Raw genomic sequence first — 23,264 nt, 5'->3', positions numbered from 1 at the left:
TATGGAACAGTTTTATTATGATAACAAAATTGTAAAGAAATTTATTTACGCTACCATCCTTTTTGGGGTAGTGGGAATGTTAGTAGGACTAACCCTCGCGGTTATGTATCTTTTTCCCAACATTACTGACGGAATACCGTGGTTAAGCTACGGGCGATTAAGACCTTTACATACGAATGCGGTAATTTTTGCCTTTGTAGGAAATGCCTTTTTTGCAGGAATGTATTACTCTTTACAGCGGTTGCTGAAAGCCAGAATGTTTAGTGATTTTTTGAGCAATTTGCACTTTTGGGGCTGGCAGCTTATTATTGTGGCAGCAGCTATCACATTACCATTAGGGTATACTTCATCAAAAGAATATGCTGAACTGGAATGGCCTATTGATATTGTTCTTGCCTTGATTTGGGTTGTAATGGGTATCAATATGATTGGTACGATGTTACGCAGGAGAGAGCGTCATTTGTATGTTGCCATTTGGTTTTACCTTGCTACATTTGTTACGGTTGCAGTTTTACACATTTTCAATAATATTGAAATTCCTGTTTCGGCATGGAAAAGTTATTCCGTTTATGCGGGTGTTCAGGATGCTTTGGTACAATGGTGGTACGGTCATAATGCAGTAGCTTTTTTCCTGACGACTCCATTTTTAGGATTGATGTATTATTTTATTCCTAAAGTAGCAAATCGTCCTATATATTCTTATCGGCTTTCAATTATCCATTTTTGGTCTTTAATTTTTATCTATATCTGGGCAGGCCCTCACCATTTATTGTATTCGGCTTTACCAAATTGGGCTCAAAATTTAGGTGTTGCATTTTCTATAATGCTTATTGCCCCTTCCTGGGGAGGAATGATCAACGGACTTCTGACATTAAGAGGAGCCTGGGATAAAGTTCGTGAAGAACCAGTTTTGAAATTCTTCGTTGTAGCTATTACCGGATACGGAATGGCCACTTTTGAAGGCCCTATGCTTTCATTAAAAAATGTAAACGCAATAGCACATTACACAGATTGGATCGTTGCACATGTTCACGTAGGCGCATTGGCGTGGAACGGATTTATGTCTTTTGGTATCATTTACTGGCTGATTCCCAGAATGACAAAAAGTGCTTTGTTTTCAAAGAAACTAGCCAATTTTCACTTTTGGATAGGAACTTTAGGAATCATCTTGTATACTGTACCCATGTATGTGGCAGGTTTTCTGCAGGCTTCAATGTGGAAACAATTCAATCCTGATGGTACTTTAACCTATGGGAATTTCCTTGAAACGGTTACGCAGATTATGCCCATGTACTGGATGAGAGCTATTGGAGGTACCCTGTATCTTATCGGGATGCTGATATTGGTTTATAATATTATCATGACCATAAGAGCAGGAAATCCTATAGAAGACGAATTGGCTCAGGCTCCAGCTTTACAAAGTATTAAAAGCAGTAGAATTAATGGAGAAAAATTCCATTCCTGGTTAGAAAGAAAACCAATTCAATTGACCATTTTAGCTACAATCGCTATTTTAATTGGAGGTATTATTCAGATTGTACCAACGATTATGGTAAAATCGAATATTCCAACAATTTCAAGTGTAAAGCCATATACACCTTTAGAACTGGAAGGCCGTGATTTATATATCCGTGAGGGCTGTGTTGGGTGCCACTCACAATCTGTCCGCCCATTTAGAAGTGAAGTTGAGCGATATGGTCCACAGGCAAAAGCAGGTGAATTTGTGTATGATCATCCCTTCCTTTGGGGATCAAAACGTACAGGACCGGATTTGCTAAGAGTAGGCGGTAAATATAATGATAACTGGCATTTCAATCATATGTGGAATCCGCAAAGTACCTCTGCAGGTTCGATCATGCCAGGATATAAATGGTTATTTGACAACGAAGCAATGGATATTTCATTGACTCAGAAGAAAATGAAGGCAATGGTTTCATTAGGGGTTCCCTATTCAGATGCTGAAGTTGCTAATGGTTTAAAAAACTTGAGAGCTCAGGCCATTTCGATAGAAAAAAATCTTGAAAATGATCCGGATTTTGTAAAAAGCTATGAAGAAAGTAAAAAGAGAGCAACAGCTAAAGGAGAAAAATTTGTTCCGATGAATGAAAGAGAAATTGTAGCCTTAATTGCTTATATACAAAGACTTGGAACTGATATTAAAGTAAAAGAAATTTCTAAATAACTGGATTATGTTTGAGCAAATAAAACACAATATGGAGACGATATCGGGGATAGAAATTTACCCGATTATCTCTCTTCTGATTTTCTTTTTCTTTTTTGTAGGCTTAGGTTTTTGGGTGTTCTCCTATAAAAAAGATAAAATTGAGGAAATGAGTGAAATCCCTTTAAATGAAGGACTTAGTACAATTTCAAAAGATAATTAAGATGAAAAAGTTTTTTCCAGTATATGTAAGATTACCATTGATTTTCTTCATCGTTTTTGTTTTGATGGAATACTTTATCGATTCAGGCGACAGACCTGCTTTTGTAAAGTACCCAATGGTTTCTGTCTTTTTGTTTGTGTTCCTGTTTATTTTAATTGCTATCGAAATTACGCTAAGTGCTGTAAATAGGGTAATGTATCAATTAATGTCACCAGAAGAAAAGGCAAAATTAGAATATGAAGATAGTCTAAGTTTAAAAGAAAGCAGTTGGTATAAAAACCTCATGCATAAACTAACCAAGACTGAACCAATTGAAAAGGAGGGGGAGTTGTTGATGCATCATGATTACGATGGCATCAAAGAACTGGACAATAATTTACCACCCTGGTGGGTCTATTTATTTTATGGGACGATTATTTTTGGAGTCGTATATTTTGCCCGTTATGAGGTTTTTGGGGCCGATAATCAGGAAACTGAATTGAAAAAAGAAATGGCTCAGGCAAAAAATGATGTAGAGGAATATCTTAAAACGGCTCCGGATTTGATGGACGAAAAAACGGTTGTTTTATTGACAGATGAACCTAGCCTAGCCGCTGGTAAAGAGATTTTTATGATGAATTGTGCAGCTTGCCACAGAGCAGATGCCGGTGGACAAATTGGTCCAAATCTTACTGATGATCATTGGATTTTAGGAGGTGGAATAAAAAATGTTTTTCATACCATAACCAATGGGGGACGTGACGGAAAAGGAATGGTTTCCTGGAAAACTAATGGTTTAAAGCCAAAAGAAATTCAAAAAGTAGCAAGTTATATTCTGTCTTTACAAGGAAGTAATCCAAAAGAACCAAAAGAAGCTGAAGGTAAAATTTGGGTAGATGAAAGTGCTCCAAAAACGGATAATGCTGCAGGTAAACCAAAAGATAGTACAGCAATTAAAAAATAATAATCATGTCAAATTTACCAGACGAAGCTTTTAGAGATACCATTGGAACACTTGATGAAAGCGGTAATCGAAAATTTATTTTTCCTAAAAAACCGTCTGGTAAGTTCTATGAATACCGAAAGATGGTCAGTTATATTTTATTGGCTATTTTAATTGCTAATCCGTTTATAAAAGTTAACGGAAATCAATTTATGATGTTCAATATTATGGAACGTCGGTTTAATATTTTTGGTTTTCCATTCTGGCCACAGGATTTTTATCTTTTTGTAGTATCTATGATCGTTGGCGTTGTGTTTGTTATTTTGTTTACGGTTATTTTTGGGAGAATTTTTTGTGGCTGGATATGTCCACAGACCATCTTTCTGGAAATGGTTTTCCGCCGAATTGAATATTGGATTGATGGTGACCGCGGTTCTCAGTCACGTTTGGCGAGACAAGAATGGAATTTAGAAAAAATTCGCAAAAGAGTTTTCAAATGGTTTGTGTTTTTTCTGATTTCTTTCGGAATTGCCAATGTTTTTCTGGCTTATCTGGTGGGTAGTAATGCTTTGTTTCTAATGATCGAAGAAGGACCTGTTTCGCAGGCAAGTAATTTTATTGCTTTACTTATTTTTACAGGCATTTTTTATTTTGTATTTGTCTGGTTTCGCGAGCAGGTTTGTATTATTGCCTGTCCTTATGGAAGATTGCAGGGTGTGCTTTTAGATAATAAATCGATTAATGTATCATACGATTTTGTACGTGGAGAAAAGGAAGAGGGACGCGCCAAGTTTAATAAAAAAGAAGACAGAACTGCAACCGGAAAAGGAGATTGTATCGATTGTCATCAGTGCGTGTATGTTTGCCCAATGGGAATTGACATTAGAAACGGAACTCAGTTGGAGTGTACCAACTGCACAGCCTGTATCGATGAATGTGATACAATCATGGAAACGGTTGGTTTGCCGAAAGGGCTTATTCGTTATGCTTCTGAAGATGAAATAGCCAGAAAAGAGCCTTTTAAATTCACAGCAAGAATGAAAGGATACACAGCTGTGCTATTCATTTTATTGAGTGTTTTTGTCGGAATGCTGTTTTTAAGAACCAATGTCGAAGCTATTATTTTACGTTTGCCGGGACAATTGTTTCAGCACAAAGGCGATAAAATTAGTAACGTTTACACGTATAAAATCGTAAACAAAACAATGAAAGATTACAGCGATATTCATTTTGAATTGATTGATAAGAAAGGTGAAATTAAAAATGTTGGAAAAGCACATTTTAAAATACAAAAAGAAGGGATTTCGCAAGGAACATTATTTATAGAAATTGATGAGGACTTATTAGAAAGTGATAAAACAAAGGTTAAAATTGGCGTTTACAATAGCAAGGAATTACTTCAAACTACTACTACAAACTTTTTAGGTCCAAGAAGTTTTAATTAAATACTACTACTACCATGAAAATAAATTGGGGAAACGGAATTGTCATTGCATTTGCATTGTTTATGACCTTTATTTTATATTTTGTTTTTGAAGTGCAATCGAACAGCAAATATGATAATGATTTGGTTGTAGAAGAATATTACAAACACGATTCGCATTTTCAGGAAGAAATGGCACGCGTTCAAAATGCACATGATCTGCAGCAAAAACCATCAATAACTTACAGTAAAGAAGGGGTGAAAGTTACTTTTCCGAACATTTTTGAAAATGACAAAGTCAAAGGAAATGTGCTGCTTTATCGACCATCAAACAAAAAGTTTGATTTTAATACAAAGATTACGTTGGTAAATTCTTCATTAGTCATTCCACAGAAAAAAATGATTAAAGGACGTTGGGATGTCAATATGGAATGGCAATATGAAGGCAAAAAGTATTTAACCAAAGAGGTTATTTATGTAAATTGATTTACCCATTGAAAACTCATGAATAATGTTTTAAAGACAATTTTGTCATTCTGTAGGAATCTCAACGCACAGTTGATTTACACTTTAAAGATTCCTACGGAATGACAAAATTATCAAATTAATCTGTGGCTAAAAAAATAAATCATGCTCTATTCCGCTTTTATATTAGGACTTATCAGCAGTCTGCATTGCGTTGGGATGTGCGGTCCCATTGCGATGATGCTTCCGGTTGATCATCAAAATGAAGCTAAAAAAGTAATTCAGATCATCACGTATCATTTAGGAAGAGTAACAGCCTACGCCACAATCGGATTCATTTTCGGGTTATTAGGCAGAGGTTTTTTTCTGGCAGGATTACAGCAAAAAATGTCTGTTTTTATTGGTTTCGCAATGATAATTGCAGTTTTGATTCCGGAAAAAATATTTTCTAAATATAATTTTTCAAAACCTGTTTACAAAATAATCTCAAAGATAAAATCAAGTTTAGGAAATCAATTTAAAAACCGCAGTTACAAATCACTTTTTACTATTGGATTATTAAATGGCTTTTTGCCTTGCGGAATGGTTTATGTCGCTTTATTTGGCGCTATTGCCATGCAGAGTGCCAGTTTTGGAGTTCTATACATGATTTTATTTGGATTAGGAACTTTACCTTTAATGACAATTGTCGTTTACATACATTCCCTTATAAAACTTCCTTTTCGAAACAAAATTCAAAAGGCAATTCCTTATGTTGCAGTGATTATTGGGATTTTATTTATCTTAAGAGGTTTAGGCTTGGGTATTCCCTATGTTTCTCCTTCTAATATGAGTTTGTTTGTGCAGAATACGCCTAATTGCCATTGAAAGATTTTAGATTTAAATACTTTTGTGAAAAAAATCCGATTTGTGAAGGAAAATCGGATGATTAAGTTACGTTCTTGATTTTGCTATTTATAAGCTCAGCCTAAAAAAATATTATACCGTCATCGAAAACAAATTCGTTTCCGGTGATTTTCTTTTCAAATGCAAATCAAAAGCCATACAAATGTTGCGCACAAAGGGTTTTCCTGCTTCTGTAATGCTGATTTTATTTTCTTCAATTAGAATTAACTGATCCTTTTCCATTTCTTTTAGATCCATTAAAACGAAAGGTAATTCTTCAAAATAAAGAGCTTCATTATTCCAGGAAGTCTCAAATTCACAAGTTAAATTCAAAATGTGTTTTCGGATAATCAAATCTTCATCGGTTAAAATATGCCCTTTTACAACAGGTAATTTATCCCATTCCAATAATTGATAATAATCTTCTAAACTTTTAGTATTTTGGGCAAAACTATACCAGCTGTCACTAATAGAAGAAACACCTAAACCAATCATCAATTGTGTTTTGGATGCGCTGTAACCCATGAAATTACGGTGCAGCTCCTGATTTTGGGTGGCTTTGTATAAACTGTCTGATGTTAAGGCAAAATGGTCCATGCCGATTTCCTGATAGCCGTTTTTGGAAAGCAACTTTTTTCCAATTTCATATAATTTTCTTTTTTCGACATCTTTTGGAAGGTCGGCTTCGTTGAATCCGCGTTGACCATTTCCTTTGATCCAGGGTGTATGCGCATAACTGTAAAACGCGAGTCGGTCCGGTTTGAGAGAATTGGTTTTTTCGATAGTATCTACAACATCTTCAATGGTCTGAAAAGGCAATCCGAAAATAATATCGTGTCCAATAGAAGTGTAACCAATTTCCTTAGCCCAAAAAGTAACTTTTGCCACGTTGTGAAAGGGCTGAATTCTGTGAATGGCTTTCTGCACTTTTTCAGCATAATCCTGAACACCAAAACTCACACGGCGAAAGCCCAGATCATATAGTTTTTTAAGCTGATCGTGTGTAGTATTATTTGGATGTCCTTCAAAACTAAATTCATATTTTTCAGCTTTAACAGCAAAAGAAAGAATTCCGTTTATGAGTTGTTCTAAATTATTTTTAGAAAAAAAAGTTGGAGTTCCGCCGCCCAAATGAATTTCCTTTATAATTGGTTTTTCAGGAAGGAGTCTGCAGTACAAACTCCATTCTTTCAAAAGTGCTTTGATATAGGTTTCTTCGACGGCGTGATTTTTTGTAATTCGTTTATTGCATCCGCAAAAAGTGCATATGCTTTCGCAAAAAGGCAGATGAATGTATAAACTGATTCCCTGTTGTGAATTGCTTTCAGAAAAAGCTTTTTGAAATGATGCTGTCCATTTTTCTGTTGTAAAATTGGTTTCATTCCAATAAGGAACCGTTGGATAACTGGTGTATCTAGGGCCGGGGACATTGTATTTTTGAGTCAGTGAAATTTCCATAAAAAAGCATTTTAGAATACCAAAATTACTTTGTCATTAGAAAGATTAAAATGATAAATATCATATTGGCCCAAATAAAAAGAGACTCACGAATGAGCCTCTTTTCTGAATTAAATAACTAACAATTAAATAGAATCCTGGATGATTTTAAGCCATTTTTTTGCAAATAGATGATCCTGGTAAGCGCTTATTTGTTTGATGCGGTCATCATCAAAATCATAGAATGGTATTGTAACTTTTTTAGAAGTTTCCTTTTCCTGAAATTCAAAATCAATTTTAAGAATCGTGTCTGAATTTCCATCGGTAGTCAAAACCAATTTACAGGATGATACACTTTTTAAATCTAAAAACGTTGATTCCTGTTGATTCGGATTGAAATTCATTAAAATAAATTTTCTGTGTTTTTGATCTATAGTAAGCGTTTTGTTGCTTTGAGATTCAGTCAAATCGAAATCATCCGGATGTGTCGGATTGAATTTCTTTTTAATAGTTAAAATTTTAGATTTGTCTGCAGCGCTCGATCGGGCCGAATAATAGATTGGAATTGCGACGATGATGGCAATCACAATACCAATTATGGTTACAATTGTTTCCATGTTTTTTTAATTAGATAAATAAATGAAATGATAAACAGTTCAGATGAAACTGTTTATTGTTTTAGAAGAATGAATTCTTCTGATCAGAATTTCATGTATTAACTTACCAGAAAAAATGGAACGGATAGAGCAGCAATAAGACCTTTTTGCTCTGTATGAAAAATTGATTTGTAAAATTTGAAGCTGATTTTACTGCCTGATAATGTGTTGCAACGGCTAATACAAACCATTTGATTACAGCAGTATGACTTGTTTTAATGTTTGCAGCAAATTGATAATTGAATTGTGGCTGAATAAAAGCTAAGGAATCTGCATAATCTTTAGAAAAATTGGTGTCTGTTTTGTGACTTTCGATATTTTGTACAGCAATTTCGCTTGCCTGAGAAGCAAAAAATCCCATGATCAAAAGTGATACAAAAATAACGGTTTTACGAATCCAATTCACAGTGGCGAATTTAGTTCATAAAATACAATAACGGAAATTTAAAGAGCAAATTGCTTCTTAAAAAATTATCCTCAAATTTAATTCAGTGAGGATAAGGTACGTTATTGCTGCATTTTGAAATAATAGTCTGCTGAATGTTTTCCTCCTCCATAAAACAGAAAAAAAATACAAAGTAATAAAACTACTATTGCTAAAATTAGACTTTCTGAGTGCATGCGCCCCATAAAATTTATAAGAACGGCACCAAATAATATGGGTAACTGAGCCGCAATCGCCCAACGGGTAAGTAGCCCGAATGCAATCATTATACCTCCAATCATGTGGGCTGGAGCGATATAATGTAAAAGAAACATACCTCCTCCATATTGATCAACAGGAGAAATCAAATCATGTAAATATTGAGCGTTGGTTACAAATGAAATGCCTTTCATAAACAAAAAAGCACCCAAAACAATGCGTATTAAATCTACTGGTAAATAAGTGTGCGAATTTGCCCATTTATTTAAATTCTTTACATTTTCCATGATACTACGTAATTAAAATTATACTAAGTTACTAATTATTAGTGATATAATGATTTTAAGTAGCTGAAAAATAAGTTTTTACTTCTTTAAAATGTTCTGAGAATTCTTAAATCTAAACCTGAATAACACCCAAATTAAATTGTTTTTCAATCGGAGCATGGTTGGCTGCTTCGATTCCCATAGAAATCCAGGTACGTGTGTCCAAAGGATCAATAATAGCATCTGTCCATAATCTTGAAGCAGCGTAGTAAGGAGAAGTCTGTTCATCGTAACGTGCTTTTATTTTGTTAAATAATTCTGCTTCTTTTTCTTCATCTACAATTTCTCCTTTTGCTTTTAGCGAAGAAGCTTCAATTTGAGCCAAAACTTTTGCAGCCTGAGTTCCTCCCATAACGGCAAGTTCAGCACTTGGCCAAGCGAAGATTAATCTTGGATCATAAGCTTTTCCACACATTGCATAATTTCCTGCTCCATAAGAATTTCCAACAATAACAGTAAATTTTGGCACAACCGAATTGCTTACAGCATTTACCATTTTAGCACCATCTTTTATAATTCCTCCATGTTCAGATTTTGATCCCACCATGAAACCCGTAACGTCTTGAATAAATACCAATGGAATTTTTTTCTGATTACAATTGGCAATAAAACGGGTCGCTTTATCCGCACTGTCCGAGTAAATTACCCCGCCAAACTGCATTTCGCCTTTTTTGGTTTTTACCACTTTTCTTTGGTTGGCAACAATTCCGACGGCCCAGCCATCAATTCGGGCGTAACCGGTAATTATGGTTTGTCCGTAACCCTCTTTATAAGCTTCAAATTTAGAATTGTCAATCAATCGATTGATGATTTCCATCATGTCATATTGCTCGTTTCTGGCTTTTGGCAGGATTCCGTAAATATCCTTAGGTTCTAAAGCAGGTTTTTCAGCTTTGATTCGGCTGTATCCGGTTTTATTGTAATCACCAATTTTATCTACAATGTTTTTTATTTTGTCTAAAGCGTCTTTATCGTCTTTTGCTTTATAATCGGTTACACCTGAGATTTCGCAATGTGTTGTGGCTCCGCCTAAAGTTTCATTATCAATGGTTTCTCCAATAGCGGCTTTAACAAGATAGCTTCCCGCAAGGAAGATACTTCCAGTTTTATCTACAATTAATGCTTCATCGCTCATAATTGGAAGATAAGCACCTCCGGCAACGCAGCTTCCCATCACGGCAGCAATTTGGGTAATTCCCATACTGCTCATTTGGGCATTATTTCTAAAGATTCGTCCAAAATGTTCTTTATCAGGGAAGATCTCGTCCTGAAGCGGTAAGTAAACACCGGCACTATCTACTAAATAGATAATGGGTAATCTGTTTTCCATAGCAATTTCCTGCGCACGTAAATTTTTCTTTCCTGTAATAGGAAACCAGGCACCGGCTTTAACGGTTGCATCATTAGCAACAACAATGCACTGTTTCCTTCTGATATATCCTATTTTGATTACTACTCCTCCAGAAGGACAGCCACCATGTTCAGCATACATACCTTCTCCAACGAAGCCGCCAATTTCTATACTTTTAGAATCTTCATCCAACAAATAATCAATACGTTCACGGGCTGTCATTTTGCCTTCAGCATGTAATTTTTGAATGCGCTTTTCGCCTCCGCCCAATTTTATTTTGGCAAATTTTTGTTTTAATTCGGAAAGTAATAGTTTATTGTGATCTTCGTTTTTATTGAAGTTTAAATCCATGAGAAATTGATGTTTTTACAAAATAGTGTTGGCTAATTTACAAAATAGAAGTTAATTTTTAAGGTTTTTAAATTTCCAAAAACAAAAAAACAGAAGCGAACTTCTGTTTCCTATATATTTCAAGTTTTATAATTATTTTTTAGAATCGCAAACCATTCTTTTTAAAATAGCCCATTGTTTCAAAGCATCCCGAGCTTCAACAGCAGGATATCCTAACATGGTTTTTCCGGCAGCAACATCTCCGGTAACTCCAGAACCGGCACCAACAATAGCACCATCACCAATTGTAGTATGATCTTTTATAGAAGCGCTTCCGCCAATAATAACGCCATTTCCTAAAGTTACAGAACCGGCTAAACCACTATTTCCGGCCATGATACAAAATTTACCTAAATTGCTATTATGCCCAATTTGAACTAAATTATCAATTTTGCACCCATCACCAAGAACAGTAGAACTAAATTTTCCACGATCTACACATGAATTTGCTCCAATTTCAACTCCGTTTCCAATAATTACATTTCCAATTTGTGGAATTTTCACCAAACCTTTTTCAGTGCATGGACGGAAACCAAAACCATCTGCACCAATTGTTGCATTTGGATGGATAATACAGTCGTTACCAATATGACAGCGTTCACGGATTACTGTTCCTGACCAGATAATCGTATTTTTTCCAATAGTACATTCATCTAAAACGGTTACGTTTGGATAGATTGTAACATTATCTCCGATTTCTACTTTTGGACCTATATAACAGCCAGCTCCAATTCTTGCGCCTTCACCAATAACAGCAGTTTCATCAATCGTTGCTGTTTTATGAATATTATTGTGGAAAATAGGGGGAGGGGGAGCAAAAAGTGCCAGAATTTGAGACATCGCCAAATCGGCATTTTTCACTTTAATAAAAGCGCGATTTTCTCCGGGTTCAATTGAAATATCTTCATTAACAACTGCAATTGAGGCTTTTGATCCTTCCCATAATTTTTCATATTTTTTATTTCCTATAAATGAGATTTCAGAAGTGGTAGCTTTTTCTAATTGCTCTGTAGCAGTAATACATTGGGAAGTAGTGCCATAAATTACACCTTTTATAACTTCGTTAATTTCTTGAATTGAATAGGATTTCATCTAATGAATTAATTGATTTATAGGTTATTATTTGCCAAATAAAATCAATTCCTTTTTAATTACCTAATATTACTTTTACGTTTTTTTAAAAATATTTTAAATAACAGCTTAAATATTACAATTTTAACATTTTTTCTATTAAATTTTTAATCGTTTTGCAATTTTATCAATCTTAAAAATTTGGTTTTATCTCATTAGATTTTACTATTAAATATAAACAATTGAGTATATTCTATTGATTATCATTGTTATAATTTTATTGAACCAATTTTTATTCAATTGTAGCTTTTGAAACCACTGTGTTTTTTCAATAAAAAATATTTTTGCTTTTTTTATACAGATTGCAGAGCCAATGATTTTGATTTGTTTCAGGGACTAAGAATTTAAATAATAACCGTATACCTAAAAAAAAGCTAAATTTTATCTTGTTTGTTTTTAAGAAGGATTTTGGTAAGATAAATTTTTAAAAAGGTAAATCTATGAGTGGAATTAATACCAGGGAAAAAGTATTGATAGGGATAAAAAAGCGATTCTCTTTTAATTGAAAAGAATCGCTTTTTAAACTAAAAATTTTAATTATATTTTTGCTTTAGAAAGAGAAATGGCATTGATGCAATAACGTAAACCGCTTGGTTCCGGACCATCCGGGAATACGTGCCCCAAATGTGCATCGCAGGCATTACAGACCACTTCAACACGAATCATTCCGTATGATTTATCAGCGTTATATGCGATTGCATTTTCCTGAATTGGTTGTGTAAATGATGGCCAACCCGTTCCTGATTCAAATTTTTCACTTGCATCAAAAAGCAAAGTGCCACAACACTTACATTCATAGATTCCGGGGTCAAATAAACTGCAAAGTTCAGAACTAAAAGATCTTTCAGTACCCTTTAAACGTGTTACCTGATATTCTTCAGCAGTTAAAAGTTGTCTCCATTCTGCTTCTGTTTTCTCAACTCTTTTCTCAGGAGTTGGATTTCCTTTATTTGTAAAATGAATTACATCTGCCCATTTTATCATAATCTTTAAATATTTAGTTTCAAGTTTGAGTTTTTGGCCACAGTTAACTGAAAACGGATAACTATTCCTCTTCTTTTTGTCCCATCATCATCAAGAAGGCTTTCAAAAAAGGGTCAATATTTCCGTTCATAACGCTATCAACATCGCTGGTTTCATAGCCTGTTCGAACATCTTTGACCAATTTATAAGGCTGCATTACATAATTGCGTATTTGCGAACCCCATTCAATTTTCATTTTCCCGGCTTCAATATCCGCACGCTGAGCTTGTTGCTTTTTCAATTCAATTTCGTATAACTGAGAACGTAACATTTGCATAGCACGCTGTCTGTTATCTTGTTGAGATCGGGTTTCAGAACATTGAATCTGAATTCCGGTTGGTTTATGAACCAATTGTACCTTCGTTTCAACCTTATTTACGTTTTGTCCTCCTGCGCCACTAGAGCGTGAAGTTGTAATTTCGATATCAGCAGGGTTAATGTCAATTTCGATACTGTCATCAACAAGCGGATAAACATAAACAGATGCAAAAGAAGTATGACGTTTGGCATTGCTGTCAAAAGGCGAAATTCGGACTAATCTGTGTACGCCGTTTTCTCCTTTTAAATAGCCAAAAGAATAATCGCCTTCAAATTCTAAAGTTACGGTTTTAATACCGGCAACATCACCTTCCTGAAAGTTCAGTTCTTTTATTTTGTAGCCATAACTTTCGCCCCACATCATGTACATACGCATCAGCATTCCGGCCCAGTCACAGCTTTCGGTTCCACCGGCTCCGGCAGTAATCTGAATTACAGCGCTAAGACTGTCACCTTCATCAGAAAGCATATTTTTGAACTCAATACTCTCAATATGATTCTGAGTTGTATTGTAATGCTCGTCTAATTCTTCTGCAGAAAGTTCTCCTTCTTTATAAAAATCATGCGCCAGTTGTAGCTCATCTGTAAGTTCAATAGCTTTGTTGTAATCTTCGATCCATTTTTTCTTGTTTCGAAGATTTTTGACAATGACTTCAGCTTCTTTTGCGTTGTTCCAAAAGTCGGGTGAGAAGGTTTTTTCTTCTTCGTTGGTAATTTCGATTAGTTTGGCATCAACGTCAAAGATACCTCCTCAACGCACCAAGGCGCTCCACAATACCTTTTATTTGTTCGGTAGTTGTCATAAATTAATAGTAGTTTTATATGTTTCTTATAAATATTACGTTATTTTGTTTCTAAAGTAATTCATAATTGAAAAATTATTAGACTTTCCCCGAATAACTATTAGTAATACGTAATTTTGTTGTACAAAAATAAGATATAGTTTTTAGAATATGGAAATAAATTTAATTAGTGATACCATTACCAAACCTTCTTACGAAATGTTGCAATATATGTTTAACGCTCATGTTGGCGACGATGTATACAGGCAAGATCCCACAGTTATTGAATTAGAAACCAGAGTAGCAGAGTTTTTTGGTATGGAAGCTGGACTTTTTTTTCCGTCAGGAACTATGGCGAATCAAACCGCAATTAAATTGCATACACAGCCCGGAGAGCAATTAATTGCCGATAAATATGCACACGTTTATCATTATGAAGGCGGCGGAGTTTCTTTTAACAGTGGAGTTTCATGCTGTTTATTAGATGGTGACAGGGGAATGATAAATGCAGCTCAGGTTGCCGCAGCAATAAATGATCCGGAGTTTTATCATAGTCCGTTAACGAGCTTGGTTTGTGTAGAAAATACGACAAATAAAGGTGGTGGCGCCTGTTATGAATTAGAAGATTTAAGAGAAATAAAAAAAGTTTGTGAAGCTAATAATTTGAAATTCCATTTGGATGGCGCCAGAATTTGGAATGCATTGGTTGCAAAAAGACAAAATCCAAAAGAATTTGGAGCAATTTTCGACACCATTTCGGTTTGTTTATCAAAAGGATTAGGTGCTCCAATTGGTTCTGTACTGTTAGGAACTAAAGAAGATATTCGCAGAGCGTTAAGAATCAGGAAGATACTGGGTGGAGGAATGCGTCAGGTTGGTTATTTGGCAGCAGCAGGGTTATATGCATTGGCGCATAACATCGAAAGATTAGCTGAAGATCACCGCAGAGCGAAGGACATTGCAGCAGTTTTAAGCACAAAATCATGGATTGCAGCAATTGAACCCGTAGAAACCAATATTTTGATTTTTTCATTAGCTGAAGGCTACAGCGATCAACTTTTGATAGAAAAATTAAAACAGAAAAATATTTTAATTAGTTCGCTTGGACATAACAAACTCCGGATTGTAACGCATTTAGATTATAAAGAAGTGATGCATACCTATGTGATTGACACGCTTCAGAAGTTTTAGAAAAAAGCTAAAAGTTATTGATTAAAGTTTACACAGATTCAAAACTTTTAACCAATAACTTCTACCAATAACTTTTTTATTTAAACAGATTATCCATTCCGGGGATCATCGGCATATCCATTTTGGCAACCGCGTCCAGTTCTTGTTCGTTTACGCTTGTAGCTTTTTCTATAGCTTTATTTAGGGTTACAATTAAATAATCTTCCAGTTGTTCTTTATCTTCCAGTAAAGAATTGTCGATAGAGATTGATTTCACTTTTCTGTTAGCGGTTAATGTCACTTTTAATAATCCGTCAGCGCTTTGTTCATCAATTAAAACAGTATCCAGACGCTTTTTTGTATCTTCAATTTTTTGTTGGGTTTCTTTAAGCTTACCCATCATTCCCATTAAGTCCATTTTATTGATTTTTAAATTATTTAAGACAAAATTACTATATTGCTTTATTATATCAATACAATATTTTATGAAAAAATTAATTCTGTTCTATTGTGTTTATAGTATTTTTGCATCTCCTTATATAAAAATTAACGCTCAGTCAATGCAAAACAATATAGTGGCTCCACAGGCCAAAATAATTCCAAAATCATTAAAAAAACATAAAGAAACCCGAATCGATAATTATTTTTGGCTTAATGACAGAGAGAATTTGGAAGTTATTGATTACTTAAATCAGGAAAATGCTTACTATGAAAGTATGACTGCGCATACAAAAGCTCTTCAGGAATCTTTATACGAAGAAATGAAAGGCAGAATTAAAGAAGATGATTCATCTGTTCCATATTTTTACAATGGTTACTATTACATAACTCGTTTTGAAACCGGGCAGGGTTACCCAATATTTTCGAGGAAAAAAGGAAGTCTTGCTGCAGATGAAGAAATTATGTTCAATTGTAATGAATTGGCAAAAGACCATGCATACTTTAAATTAGGAGGTTTAAGTGTTAGTCCCGATAACAAATTTGCCAGTTTTGGTGTTGATATTGTCGGAAGAAGAATTTACACCATTCAGATTAAAAATTTAGAGACCGGCGAAATTCTGACAGATAAAATCGAAAATGCTACCGGAGCATCAGTCTGGGCAAATGACAGCAACACCATTTTTTATGTCAGACAGGATGAAGTTACTTTACGATCAGATAAGGTATTCAGACATAAATTAAATACAGATGCAATAAATGATGTTTTGGTTTTTAATGAGACAGATGACACTTTTAATCTTTCGATAAGTAAAGAAAAATCCAGAAAATATATTGTTATTGGTTCAGGAAGTACTTTAACGACTGAATACAGAATTCTAAATTCAGATAATCCTGATGGTGAATTTGAAGTTTTTCAGACTCGTGTCCGCGGTTTAGAATACAGTATCTCGCATTATGAAGACTCATTTTATATTTTGACCAATAAAGATAAGGCAACTAATTTTAAGTTAATGAAAACGCCTGAAAACAGAACTGAGAAAAAATTCTGGAAAGATCTTATACCACATCGTGAAGATGTTTTATTGGAAGATATTGAAATTTTCAAAAATTACTTAGTGGTTGAAGAACGTTCTAACGGTTTAAGTCATATCCGAATTATGCCCTGGAATGGCGAGCCGGATTATTATTTGCCTTTTGGTAGTGAAACTTATAATGCATACACTACAACAAATATAGATTTTGATACCGATGTTTTGCGTTACGGCTACCAGTCGCTGGCAACACCATCGTCTGTTATTGATTTTAATATGAAAACTAAAACCAAAGAGGTTTTAAAAGAACAAGAGGTTCTAGGAGGGAAGTTTGATAAAAATAATTACATCGAAGAAAGAATTTGGGTAACCGCCAGAGATGGAGAAAAAGTACCTGTTTCGATGGTTTATCGAAAAGGACTGGAGAAAAATAGTAAGAATCCTCTTTTGCTTTATGCTTATGGTTCATACGGAATTACAATGGATACGTGTTTTTCATCAACAAGGCTCTCTTTGCTTGATCGTGGTTTTATCTATGCAATTGCCCATATTAGAGGAGGTGAGGACTTAGGGAGACAATGGTATGAAGATGGAAAACTGTTAAAAAAGAAAAATACCTTTACAGATTTCATTGATTGCTCTAAATTTGTAATTAACGAAAACTATACTTCTGCTCAACATTTGTATGCAGAAGGAGGTTCTGCCGGAGGACTTTTGATGGGAGTAATCGTAAATGAAGCACCAGAATTGTATAAAGGAGTTATTGCTCAGGTACCTTTTGTAGATGTTATTACGACAATGTTGGATGATAGTATTCCGTTGACAACAGGAGAGTATGACGAGTGGGGAAACCCTAACAATAAGAAATATTATGATTATATGTTATCATATTCACCTTATGATAATGTAAAAGCACAAAAATATCCTAATATGTATGTTTCCACTGGCTTGCACGATTCGCAGGTTCAATATTGGGAACCCGCCAAATGGGTAGCTAAGCTTAGAAATATGAAAACAGATAATAATTTTTTGTTTTTAGATACTAACATGGATGCTGGACATGGCGGTGCTTCAGGACGTTTTGAAGCTTTGAAAGACTTAGCAAAGGAATTTAGTTTTTTATTAGATTTAGAGAAAATTAAAAGCTAATTAGATTTTTTTTGTTAAATTTGCAACCTATCAGGGTTTTTAAAAAATACCTTAGATTAACTATTTTTTTATGAAAGAAGAAATAAATGCTTACAATAATGTTTTAGAGTTAATAGGTAATACCCCGCTTATTAAGCTAAATAAAGTCACTGAAGGATTACAAGGTAATTTTTACGCAAAAGTAGAAGCTTTTAATCCGGGACACTCTTCAAAAGATAGAATAGCATTATATATCATTGAAGAAGCCGAGAAAAAAGGAATTTTATCTCCAGGTGATACCATAATTGAAACAACATCCGGGAATACAGGTTTTAGTTTAGCTATGGTAAGCATTATAAAAGGCTATAATTGTATATTGGCAGTAAGTTCAAAATCATCCAAAGATAAGATTGATATGTTGAGAAGCCTGGGGGCAAAAGTTTATGTTTGTCCTGCTCATGTTTCTGCTGATGATGAAAGATCTTATTATAACGTTGCAAAACGTTTACACGAAGAAACAAAAGGTTCTGTTTATATTAATCAATATTTTAACCAACTGAATATTGATGCTCATTATAACACTACAGGTCCTGAAATCTGGCAACAGACAAAAGGACAAATCACGCACCTTGTTGCTTGCAGCGGAACTGGAGGAACAATCTCAGGGACTGCAAAATTCTTAAAAGAACAAAATCCAAATATTAAAATCTTAGGGGTTGATGCTTTTGGGTCGGTATTGAAAAAATATCATGAAACAAGAGAATTTGATAGCAAAGAAATATATCCATATCGTATTGAAGGGCTAGGTAAAAATTTAATTCCGGCAGCAACTGATTTCGATATCATCGATAAGTTCATGAAAGTAACAGATGAGGAAAGTGCTCATACAGCCAGAGAGATTACACGTAAAGAAGGTTTATTTGTTGGCTATACTTCTGGTGCTGTAATGCAGGCAATCAAGCAATACGCAGAAGAAGGAGAATTTACTAAAGACAGTAATATAATTGCTATCTTTCCTGATCATGGCTCTCGTTATATGAGTAAAGTATTTAGCGATGACTGGATGAATGAACAAGGATTCTTTGATAGCGTTAATGAAGAGGAAGTTCAAAAAATTGAATTTGTAAAGTAATTAAAACGTACTTAAAGTTATAAAAAAACTCCAGATGAAAATCTGGAGTTTTTTGTTGGTATATTTATTTTGCTAAAAGTTCTAAGATTTTTGCTCTTAATTCAGGGCCTCTTAAATCCTGAGCAACAATTTTTCCTGATGAATCAAGTATAAAGGTTGCAGGGATAGATTCAACGTTGTATTGCTTTGCAATTGGCTCATCCCAGAATTTTAAGTTTGAAACTTGCGTCCAGCTTAAATTGTCTTTTGTTATAGCTTCTTTCCAGGCTGATGCTTCCTTGTCTAAAGAAACACCAATAATATTTAGTCCTTTTGAGTGCAGTTCTTTATAAATTGCTACAACATTAGGATTTTCTTTTCTGCATGGTCCACACCATGAAGCCCAAAAATCAACAATTGTTACTTTTCCTAAACTTTCTTTAAGTGATACTGTTTTACCTTCAGGGTTAGGAGCAGAAAAATCTGACCTTCATTTAGCGCTGCCAACCGGAGGTGCTGATGCACCAACTGCAGGCATTTTCATTTGACCAATTTTTTCCTTAACGGCCTTTCCTGGTTTTGTATTTTTTAAAGACTCATCCAATGAGTTGTATAAAGATTCTGTTTTTTTGAAATCAGCAGTTGGGTCATTAACCAAACTTTGAATGATTAAAACTGAAATAAAAGATTTTGGATGTGTTTCAGCATAAGCTGTGTATTTCTTTTTAGATTCTGCCTGAACCTCAGTTTGAATAGTCATGTATTGTTTCATCAAGCTATTGATAACAGCTGTATCTTTAGCTTGTTGGGCTTGTTGCATTTTTTGTGTATTGTTTTTTTGAAAGTCAATTAAACTTTTTTGAACTTTAGTTAGATCCTCGTTGAATTTTACATACTCATCATTACTGTAAGTTCCTGAAATTTTAGATTTATGAATGCTGTCTTTATCAACTTCAATTTTAATTTCACCAGTTTCTAAGATAAATGGAACCGGACCTTGTAAATCCTGAACAATTAAAGTATGAAAAGCTGGTTCAGTAACTTTCCCTTTTATTTCAAATTTTCCATTTTCAACTTTTACAGTATCAAGTGCCAAAACAGCCATTGTTGTTGGATCCTGCCCTTGAAGAATTATTGTTTTTCCGTTCTCAATTCCTTTTGCAGTTCCGGTGATAAGGAATTCCCCGTCTTTAACTTTACTGCAAGAAATTATCGCTGCAGAAGCGGTAAGTAAAAAAAATATTTTTTTCATTATAAAAAATTAATTAGTTAATTGATTTGTGCAACAAAAGTATTTAAAAATATAAAACATCGACAATTTTACTACCTAAAATTTTGTTATAGTTTTTTTACATTTAAAGCCTTTGTGTATAGGTATTTAGAGGTTTGAAATCGTTGAAAAAACTAATGATTGTTTTACTATTAAGAATGGAATTAAACAATTTGTAACATTTTGGACATAAAAAAAGGCATTCTAAGTCGTTCAGAATGCCTCTCAATAGTATTATATTGTAGGGATTTTTATTATTCCTGATTTGTTTTCTTTCTCCAGGTAAATGAGTTTAGAATGTGTCTTTTTGCAAATCTTCCAGGAGAGTCGGCATTTACCATTTTTACGTAAGTTGCTTTAGGGACACTGATATATTCGTAAACACTTCCGTTAGAAAAATCGATAATCAAACGACCTTCAACAAACTTGTAATCTGTAATTGAACAAGTCGAAATCGTTTCAGTATATTCAGGTAAATTAGCTTTAATCGTCTCAGGATTAATACTTACCAAAAAGTGGTAAGCCTCAATAATTTTTGTACTGTTTTCTTCAGCAATTTTCAAACCAGCTTCGTCTCCCTGAAATTTATCAGGATGAGATTCTTTCATCGCATTGCGATAAATGGTTTTTAATTCTTTTAATTCTACAGTTTTGTCAACGTTTAGTAATTTTCTGTATTCAACTATTTTTTTCATAAATAAAATGTAACTAGTTGTCTATTAGTTTGAATTGATGTTAATTGTTCAAAAAGACAAATTTTTTGCAAAGGTACACTTTTTTTTAACTTTTTACTTTTGATCGAAAAAATATTCGAAAAATAAGTAAAAATTAGATGATGTGAAAAATAAGGAGCTGATTCCCGCTATTCGTTCCAATCTTTTATGCCGAACCCCGGCATAAAAGGATTTCCGCTTCTATCGGGGCTAAGGCACTCGTTTTTATAAGATGTTTTGATTGCAGTCAGAAACTAATTTATTGTGATAGTTATCTGATTTGAACAAATTAATTTAACCGCAAAGTTCGCAAAGCTTTGTGTTGAATCAGCTTTGCGAACTTTGTATTTTTGAACGTACTCTATAGAAGTTGAAACTTTGCGTGCATTTCGGTTAAATTTGTCCACATTTCAACCTGATACGAATCTTTTGCCGAACTGGTTAAGTAAACAAAGAGAACCTTAAACAAAATTTATTTATTCTCCGGTTTATGATTGGCTTTATCAAAGTTTTTAGATTTCTTCGGATATTTATCATAACTGATATCGCTTGGGTTTTCGATAACCGATTTAATTGTAACCCAATCTCCGATAGTAAAGTTCGAATGCGCGATTTTGTAATCTAAAAGATATTCACCACAAAAATAATTGTTGTTTTCATCTTTTTCGATGATTCCGGTATAAACTCCTTTTTGAGGCATTTTTTCTTGTGAATCCTTAGACATAATTTTTTATTTTAAATTGAAGCTGCAAAGTTAATCAATTTTGGTTTGTTTTAGGGAGTTCGTGACAATCTCAGTATATTTGCACATGCAAAAAAACTTTAAGCCACATCCCAATTCCTTCAAAAATACATTTTGTGTTTTTAATGAAGTATTGTCGGAAGCTATTAAAGGATTGAAAATTCAGTTTGAAAGCAAAGCAGGAAGTATCTATTATTACACCGAAGCCGGAATGTACCGTGTTTCGAATCATTGGGGTAGATTAGCCAATAGCAAATGGAGATTGATTGCGATGGAGCCCGAAACCGCTTCTAAAACTAAAACAGGGTTTGCTTTCTGGAATGAATTTTACCCGGATAATGCAGAAGAAAAATTATATTATATCGAAGCTGATTATAATAAGAATACGGTAATTTATCAACATAAAAATAATCCGGAGTATGATAACAAAGCAATTCTGAGAACGAGTTTTGAAACTACAAAACGTATCAAACAAATCAGAAACCTGCAACAGCTGACATCATGGGCAAAACATTTTGAATACGATGATATTGCTGATTTGCGGCAACAAATCATAGAAGAATTGATTTATACCGAGAAGACTTTAGACGAAATTAAAAGAGCAATATAATGGGACGCAACAACGAAAGGAATATCAAGAAGCATAATGATAAATTGCACAAAGCCCAAAACAAAGTAAAACAGGCCGAAATTGCACGTAAGGAAAAGTTAAAAGAAATTATTAAAAAGTTTAACCAAAAAGATCCGGAATAACTAAAAAGTTCTGTTTTTGCGTGAGCGGTAGAGGCGGTATCCTCGTAATGAAATGGAGAGATAAAGCCGAAAACGCGACCCGCTTTTTTTGCGGGGCACGCCCAAATTTTGATTAACGAAAACACCCATAATAAGATGAATACCAAATTTGAAAGTTTAAAAGCGAGCGTGCAGGAAATAATTGATTTGATTGCTGCTGAAAATAACAGAGAGGCTAATAATAAATTGCTTGACGTAAGTGATGTATTAGATGAAATGCTTGATTTTGCAGAAGAAGATGAAGAACTTAGAGAAATAAGCAGGTATCAGGTTTTATTGAATCAATTGCATGTAAAACTCAATGGCGAAGAGCAGGTTGATGGAGAGTAAAAAATGTTTTTGTGACACAGGTTTGTTATTTGCTGACTGTTGCGGATTGTATCTTGAAAAGAATCAAAATGTACCAACGGCATTAACTTTAATGCGCTCTAGATATTCTGCTTATGCAACGCATAATGCTGAATATCTTCTCGAAACTACCTATGTTTCAGAAAGGCAATATTATTCAAAAGCTGAGATTTTGAAATGGGCAACGAATAACAAATGGCAAAAACTGGAAATTTTAAGTTTTACTGAAAATACAGTAGAGTTCAAAGCTTATTTTTTGGATAGTAATGAAAAATCTCAAATACATTATGAGTGTTCGACATTTAAATTCGAAAATGACAGCTGGTTTTATTTTGATGGAAAGTTTGAATAATTCCTAAAATAATAGCTAATTTCTATTTGT

Annotated in this window: 25 protein-coding genes and 1 pseudogene; 13 read left to right on the top strand and 13 right to left on the bottom strand. The window is 34.1% G+C overall.

Features of this window, described 5'->3' with window-relative positions; translation table 11 throughout:
- Window position 1: 1 nt before the first annotated feature.
- The 6 genes from ccoN to ACEN2I_RS09575 all read left to right on the top strand — a co-directional run bounded on the left by ccoN (window position 2) and on the right by ACEN2I_RS09575 (window position 6,061).
- Window positions 2-2,182: a cytochrome-c oxidase, cbb3-type subunit I gene (gene ccoN / locus ACEN2I_RS09600; RefSeq protein ID WP_441765884.1), complete on the top strand. Its 2,181-nt coding sequence runs from the start codon at window positions 2-4 to the stop codon at window positions 2,180-2,182.
- 7 nt (window positions 2,183-2,189) lie between these two features.
- A complete protein-coding gene (locus ACEN2I_RS09595) occupies window positions 2,190-2,384 on the top strand; it encodes a CcoQ/FixQ family Cbb3-type cytochrome c oxidase assembly chaperone (protein WP_441765883.1) in 195 nt (64 codons plus the stop codon).
- A 1-nt stretch (window position 2,385) separates the two neighbouring features.
- On the top strand, window positions 2,386-3,327 hold the full coding sequence (locus tag ACEN2I_RS09590; RefSeq protein ID WP_441765882.1) for a cbb3-type cytochrome c oxidase N-terminal domain-containing protein: 942 nt from the start codon (window positions 2,386-2,388) through the stop codon (window positions 3,325-3,327).
- Window positions 3,328-3,332: 5 nt separating this feature from the next.
- Window positions 3,333-4,751 (top strand): cytochrome c oxidase accessory protein CcoG, encoded by a 1,419-nt coding sequence (ccoG, locus tag ACEN2I_RS09585; protein WP_441765881.1) that lies wholly within the window; start codon window positions 3,333-3,335, stop codon window positions 4,749-4,751.
- A gap of 14 nt (window positions 4,752-4,765) precedes the next feature.
- Complete coding sequence (locus ACEN2I_RS09580) at window positions 4,766-5,215, top strand: FixH family protein (protein WP_441765880.1); 450 nt, start codon at window positions 4,766-4,768, stop codon at window positions 5,213-5,215.
- Window positions 5,216-5,359: 144 nt separating this feature from the next.
- Window positions 5,360-6,061, top strand: coding sequence for a sulfite exporter TauE/SafE family protein (locus tag ACEN2I_RS09575; protein WP_441765879.1), 702 nt, complete (start codon window positions 5,360-5,362; stop codon window positions 6,059-6,061).
- A 111-nt stretch (window positions 6,062-6,172) separates the two neighbouring features.
- Here the strand turns inward: ACEN2I_RS09575 and hemN are convergent, their stop codons facing one another.
- From hemN to prfB, 8 genes are all read right to left on the bottom strand, one after another.
- Window positions 6,173-7,537, bottom strand: a complete 1,365-nt coding sequence (gene hemN, locus ACEN2I_RS09570) for an oxygen-independent coproporphyrinogen III oxidase (RefSeq protein WP_441765878.1) — start codon at window positions 7,535-7,537, stop codon at window positions 6,173-6,175.
- 125 nt (window positions 7,538-7,662) lie between these two features.
- The gene (locus tag ACEN2I_RS09565; RefSeq protein ID WP_441765877.1) at window positions 7,663-8,133 is read right to left on the bottom strand and encodes a hypothetical protein; all 471 of its coding nucleotides are present in this window, start codon (window positions 8,131-8,133) and stop codon (window positions 7,663-7,665) included.
- A 103-nt stretch (window positions 8,134-8,236) separates the two neighbouring features.
- Window positions 8,237-8,578: a hypothetical protein gene (locus tag ACEN2I_RS09560; RefSeq protein WP_441765876.1), complete on the bottom strand. Its 342-nt coding sequence runs from the start codon at window positions 8,576-8,578 to the stop codon at window positions 8,237-8,239.
- A gap of 101 nt (window positions 8,579-8,679) precedes the next feature.
- Window positions 8,680-9,102, bottom strand: a complete 423-nt coding sequence (locus ACEN2I_RS09555) for a DoxX family protein (RefSeq protein WP_441765875.1) — start codon at window positions 9,100-9,102, stop codon at window positions 8,680-8,682.
- A 112-nt stretch (window positions 9,103-9,214) separates the two neighbouring features.
- Window positions 9,215-10,843: an acyl-CoA carboxylase subunit beta gene (locus ACEN2I_RS09550; RefSeq protein ID WP_441765874.1), complete on the bottom strand. Its 1,629-nt coding sequence runs from the start codon at window positions 10,841-10,843 to the stop codon at window positions 9,215-9,217.
- Between the two features lie 132 nt (window positions 10,844-10,975).
- Window positions 10,976-11,974, bottom strand: coding sequence for a UDP-3-O-(3-hydroxymyristoyl)glucosamine N-acyltransferase (gene lpxD, locus ACEN2I_RS09545; protein ID WP_441765873.1), 999 nt, complete (start codon window positions 11,972-11,974; stop codon window positions 10,976-10,978).
- A gap of 576 nt (window positions 11,975-12,550) precedes the next feature.
- Complete coding sequence (msrB, locus tag ACEN2I_RS09540) at window positions 12,551-12,997, bottom strand: peptide-methionine (R)-S-oxide reductase MsrB (RefSeq protein WP_441765872.1); 447 nt, start codon at window positions 12,995-12,997, stop codon at window positions 12,551-12,553.
- 61 nt (window positions 12,998-13,058) lie between these two features.
- A protein-coding gene (gene prfB, locus ACEN2I_RS09535; RefSeq protein WP_441765871.1) for a peptide chain release factor 2 occupies window positions 13,059-14,157 on the bottom strand; the annotation gives its coding sequence in 2 pieces (ribosomal slippage) (window positions 13,059-14,093 and window positions 14,095-14,157; 1,098 coding nt in all).
- Window positions 14,158-14,307: 150 nt separating this feature from the next.
- Here prfB and ACEN2I_RS09530 point away from each other — a divergent pair.
- The gene (locus ACEN2I_RS09530; RefSeq protein ID WP_441765870.1) at window positions 14,308-15,327 is read left to right on the top strand and encodes a threonine aldolase family protein; all 1,020 of its coding nucleotides are present in this window, start codon (window positions 14,308-14,310) and stop codon (window positions 15,325-15,327) included.
- 76 nt (window positions 15,328-15,403) lie between these two features.
- Here ACEN2I_RS09530 and ACEN2I_RS09525 read toward each other — a convergent pair whose 3' ends face one another.
- Window positions 15,404-15,724, bottom strand: coding sequence for a YbaB/EbfC family nucleoid-associated protein (locus ACEN2I_RS09525; RefSeq protein WP_441765869.1), 321 nt, complete (start codon window positions 15,722-15,724; stop codon window positions 15,404-15,406).
- A gap of 67 nt (window positions 15,725-15,791) precedes the next feature.
- On the opposite strand from ACEN2I_RS09525, the gene ACEN2I_RS09520 reads away from it, so the two are divergent.
- Both ACEN2I_RS09520 and ACEN2I_RS09515 read left to right on the top strand, forming a co-directional pair.
- On the top strand, window positions 15,792-17,927 hold the full coding sequence (locus ACEN2I_RS09520) for a S9 family peptidase (protein WP_441765868.1): 2,136 nt from the start codon (window positions 15,792-15,794) through the stop codon (window positions 17,925-17,927).
- A gap of 70 nt (window positions 17,928-17,997) precedes the next feature.
- Window positions 17,998-19,038 (top strand): PLP-dependent cysteine synthase family protein, encoded by a 1,041-nt coding sequence (locus tag ACEN2I_RS09515; protein ID WP_441765867.1) that lies wholly within the window; start codon window positions 17,998-18,000, stop codon window positions 19,036-19,038.
- A gap of 64 nt (window positions 19,039-19,102) precedes the next feature.
- Here the strand turns inward: ACEN2I_RS09515 and ACEN2I_RS09510 are convergent.
- From ACEN2I_RS09510 to ACEN2I_RS09495, 4 genes and pseudogenes are all read right to left on the bottom strand, one after another.
- Window positions 19,103-19,489 (bottom strand): annotated as a pseudogene (locus ACEN2I_RS09510) (peroxiredoxin family protein); the annotation flags it as partial.
- A gap of 18 nt (window positions 19,490-19,507) precedes the next feature.
- Entirely contained in the window at window positions 19,508-20,269 is a 762-nt protein-coding gene (locus ACEN2I_RS09505) for a DUF4369 domain-containing protein (protein WP_441765866.1), read from the bottom strand.
- A gap of 272 nt (window positions 20,270-20,541) precedes the next feature.
- Complete coding sequence (locus ACEN2I_RS09500) at window positions 20,542-20,982, bottom strand: KTSC domain-containing protein (RefSeq protein WP_441765865.1); 441 nt, start codon at window positions 20,980-20,982, stop codon at window positions 20,542-20,544.
- A gap of 490 nt (window positions 20,983-21,472) precedes the next feature.
- Window positions 21,473-21,724, bottom strand: a complete 252-nt coding sequence (locus ACEN2I_RS09495) for a hypothetical protein (protein ID WP_441765864.1) — start codon at window positions 21,722-21,724, stop codon at window positions 21,473-21,475.
- A gap of 85 nt (window positions 21,725-21,809) precedes the next feature.
- Between ACEN2I_RS09495 and ACEN2I_RS09490 the strand changes: the two genes are divergently transcribed.
- From ACEN2I_RS09490 to ACEN2I_RS09475, 4 genes are all read left to right on the top strand, one after another.
- A complete protein-coding gene (locus ACEN2I_RS09490) occupies window positions 21,810-22,352 on the top strand; it encodes a hypothetical protein (RefSeq protein ID WP_441765863.1) in 543 nt (180 codons plus the stop codon).
- Window positions 22,352-22,495, top strand: a complete 144-nt coding sequence (locus tag ACEN2I_RS09485; protein ID WP_441765862.1) for a hypothetical protein — start codon at window positions 22,352-22,354, stop codon at window positions 22,493-22,495. The genes ACEN2I_RS09490 and ACEN2I_RS09485 overlap by 1 nt, the downstream gene beginning before the upstream one ends.
- A gap of 135 nt (window positions 22,496-22,630) precedes the next feature.
- On the top strand, window positions 22,631-22,864 hold the full coding sequence (locus ACEN2I_RS09480) for a hypothetical protein (RefSeq protein WP_441765861.1): 234 nt from the start codon (window positions 22,631-22,633) through the stop codon (window positions 22,862-22,864).
- Window positions 22,854-23,234, top strand: coding sequence for a YchJ family protein (locus tag ACEN2I_RS09475; protein ID WP_441765860.1), 381 nt, complete (start codon window positions 22,854-22,856; stop codon window positions 23,232-23,234). Before ACEN2I_RS09480 ends, ACEN2I_RS09475 begins: the two co-directional genes overlap by 11 nt.
- Window positions 23,235-23,264: the final 30 nt, after the last annotated feature.

This window comes from Flavobacterium sp. W22_SRS_FK3 (genome assembly GCF_052113665.1).
GTDB lineage: Bacteria > Bacteroidota > Bacteroidia > Flavobacteriales > Flavobacteriaceae > Flavobacterium.
Note: the sequence above shows the minus strand (reverse complement) of the source record. Positions and strands in the feature narration are given on the sequence as shown.

What these genes read in the sequence shown, in the direction of transcription:
- ccoN (WP_441765884.1), top strand. Translation starts at nt 2, where the DNA reads ATGGAACAGTTTTATTATGATAACAAAATTGTAAAGAAATTTATTTAC.
- ACEN2I_RS09595 (WP_441765883.1), top strand. Translation starts at nt 2,190, where the DNA reads ATGTTTGAGCAAATAAAACACAATATGGAGACGATATCGGGGATAGAA.
- ACEN2I_RS09590 (WP_441765882.1), top strand. Translation starts at nt 2,386, where the DNA reads ATGAAAAAGTTTTTTCCAGTATATGTAAGATTACCATTGATTTTCTTC.
- ccoG (WP_441765881.1), top strand. Translation starts at nt 3,333, where the DNA reads ATGTCAAATTTACCAGACGAAGCTTTTAGAGATACCATTGGAACACTT.
- ACEN2I_RS09580 (WP_441765880.1), top strand. Translation starts at nt 4,766, where the DNA reads ATGAAAATAAATTGGGGAAACGGAATTGTCATTGCATTTGCATTGTTT.
- ACEN2I_RS09575 (WP_441765879.1), top strand. Translation starts at nt 5,360, where the DNA reads ATGCTCTATTCCGCTTTTATATTAGGACTTATCAGCAGTCTGCATTGC.
- hemN (WP_441765878.1), bottom strand. Translation starts at nt 7,537, where the DNA reads ATGGAAATTTCACTGACTCAAAAATACAATGTCCCCGGCCCTAGATAC.
- ACEN2I_RS09565 (WP_441765877.1), bottom strand. Translation starts at nt 8,133, where the DNA reads ATGGAAACAATTGTAACCATAATTGGTATTGTGATTGCCATCATCGTC.
- ACEN2I_RS09555 (WP_441765875.1), bottom strand. Translation starts at nt 9,102, where the DNA reads ATGGAAAATGTAAAGAATTTAAATAAATGGGCAAATTCGCACACTTAT.
- ACEN2I_RS09550 (WP_441765874.1), bottom strand. Translation starts at nt 10,843, where the DNA reads ATGGATTTAAACTTCAATAAAAACGAAGATCACAATAAACTATTACTT.
- lpxD (WP_441765873.1), bottom strand. Translation starts at nt 11,974, where the DNA reads ATGAAATCCTATTCAATTCAAGAAATTAACGAAGTTATAAAAGGTGTA.
- msrB (WP_441765872.1), bottom strand. Translation starts at nt 12,997, where the DNA reads ATGATAAAATGGGCAGATGTAATTCATTTTACAAATAAAGGAAATCCA.
- ACEN2I_RS09530 (WP_441765870.1), top strand. Translation starts at nt 14,308, where the DNA reads ATGGAAATAAATTTAATTAGTGATACCATTACCAAACCTTCTTACGAA.
- ACEN2I_RS09525 (WP_441765869.1), bottom strand. Translation starts at nt 15,724, where the DNA reads ATGGACTTAATGGGAATGATGGGTAAGCTTAAAGAAACCCAACAAAAA.
- ACEN2I_RS09520 (WP_441765868.1), top strand. Translation starts at nt 15,792, where the DNA reads ATGAAAAAATTAATTCTGTTCTATTGTGTTTATAGTATTTTTGCATCT.
- ACEN2I_RS09515 (WP_441765867.1), top strand. Translation starts at nt 17,998, where the DNA reads ATGAAAGAAGAAATAAATGCTTACAATAATGTTTTAGAGTTAATAGGT.
- ACEN2I_RS09505 (WP_441765866.1), bottom strand. Translation starts at nt 20,269, where the DNA reads ATGAAAAAAATATTTTTTTTACTTACCGCTTCTGCAGCGATAATTTCT.
- ACEN2I_RS09500 (WP_441765865.1), bottom strand. Translation starts at nt 20,982, where the DNA reads ATGAAAAAAATAGTTGAATACAGAAAATTACTAAACGTTGACAAAACT.
- ACEN2I_RS09495 (WP_441765864.1), bottom strand. Translation starts at nt 21,724, where the DNA reads ATGTCTAAGGATTCACAAGAAAAAATGCCTCAAAAAGGAGTTTATACC.
- ACEN2I_RS09490 (WP_441765863.1), top strand. Translation starts at nt 21,810, where the DNA reads ATGCAAAAAAACTTTAAGCCACATCCCAATTCCTTCAAAAATACATTT.
- ACEN2I_RS09485 (WP_441765862.1), top strand. Translation starts at nt 22,352, where the DNA reads ATGGGACGCAACAACGAAAGGAATATCAAGAAGCATAATGATAAATTG.
- ACEN2I_RS09480 (WP_441765861.1), top strand. Translation starts at nt 22,631, where the DNA reads ATGAATACCAAATTTGAAAGTTTAAAAGCGAGCGTGCAGGAAATAATT.
- ACEN2I_RS09475 (WP_441765860.1), top strand. Translation starts at nt 22,854, where the DNA reads ATGGAGAGTAAAAAATGTTTTTGTGACACAGGTTTGTTATTTGCTGAC.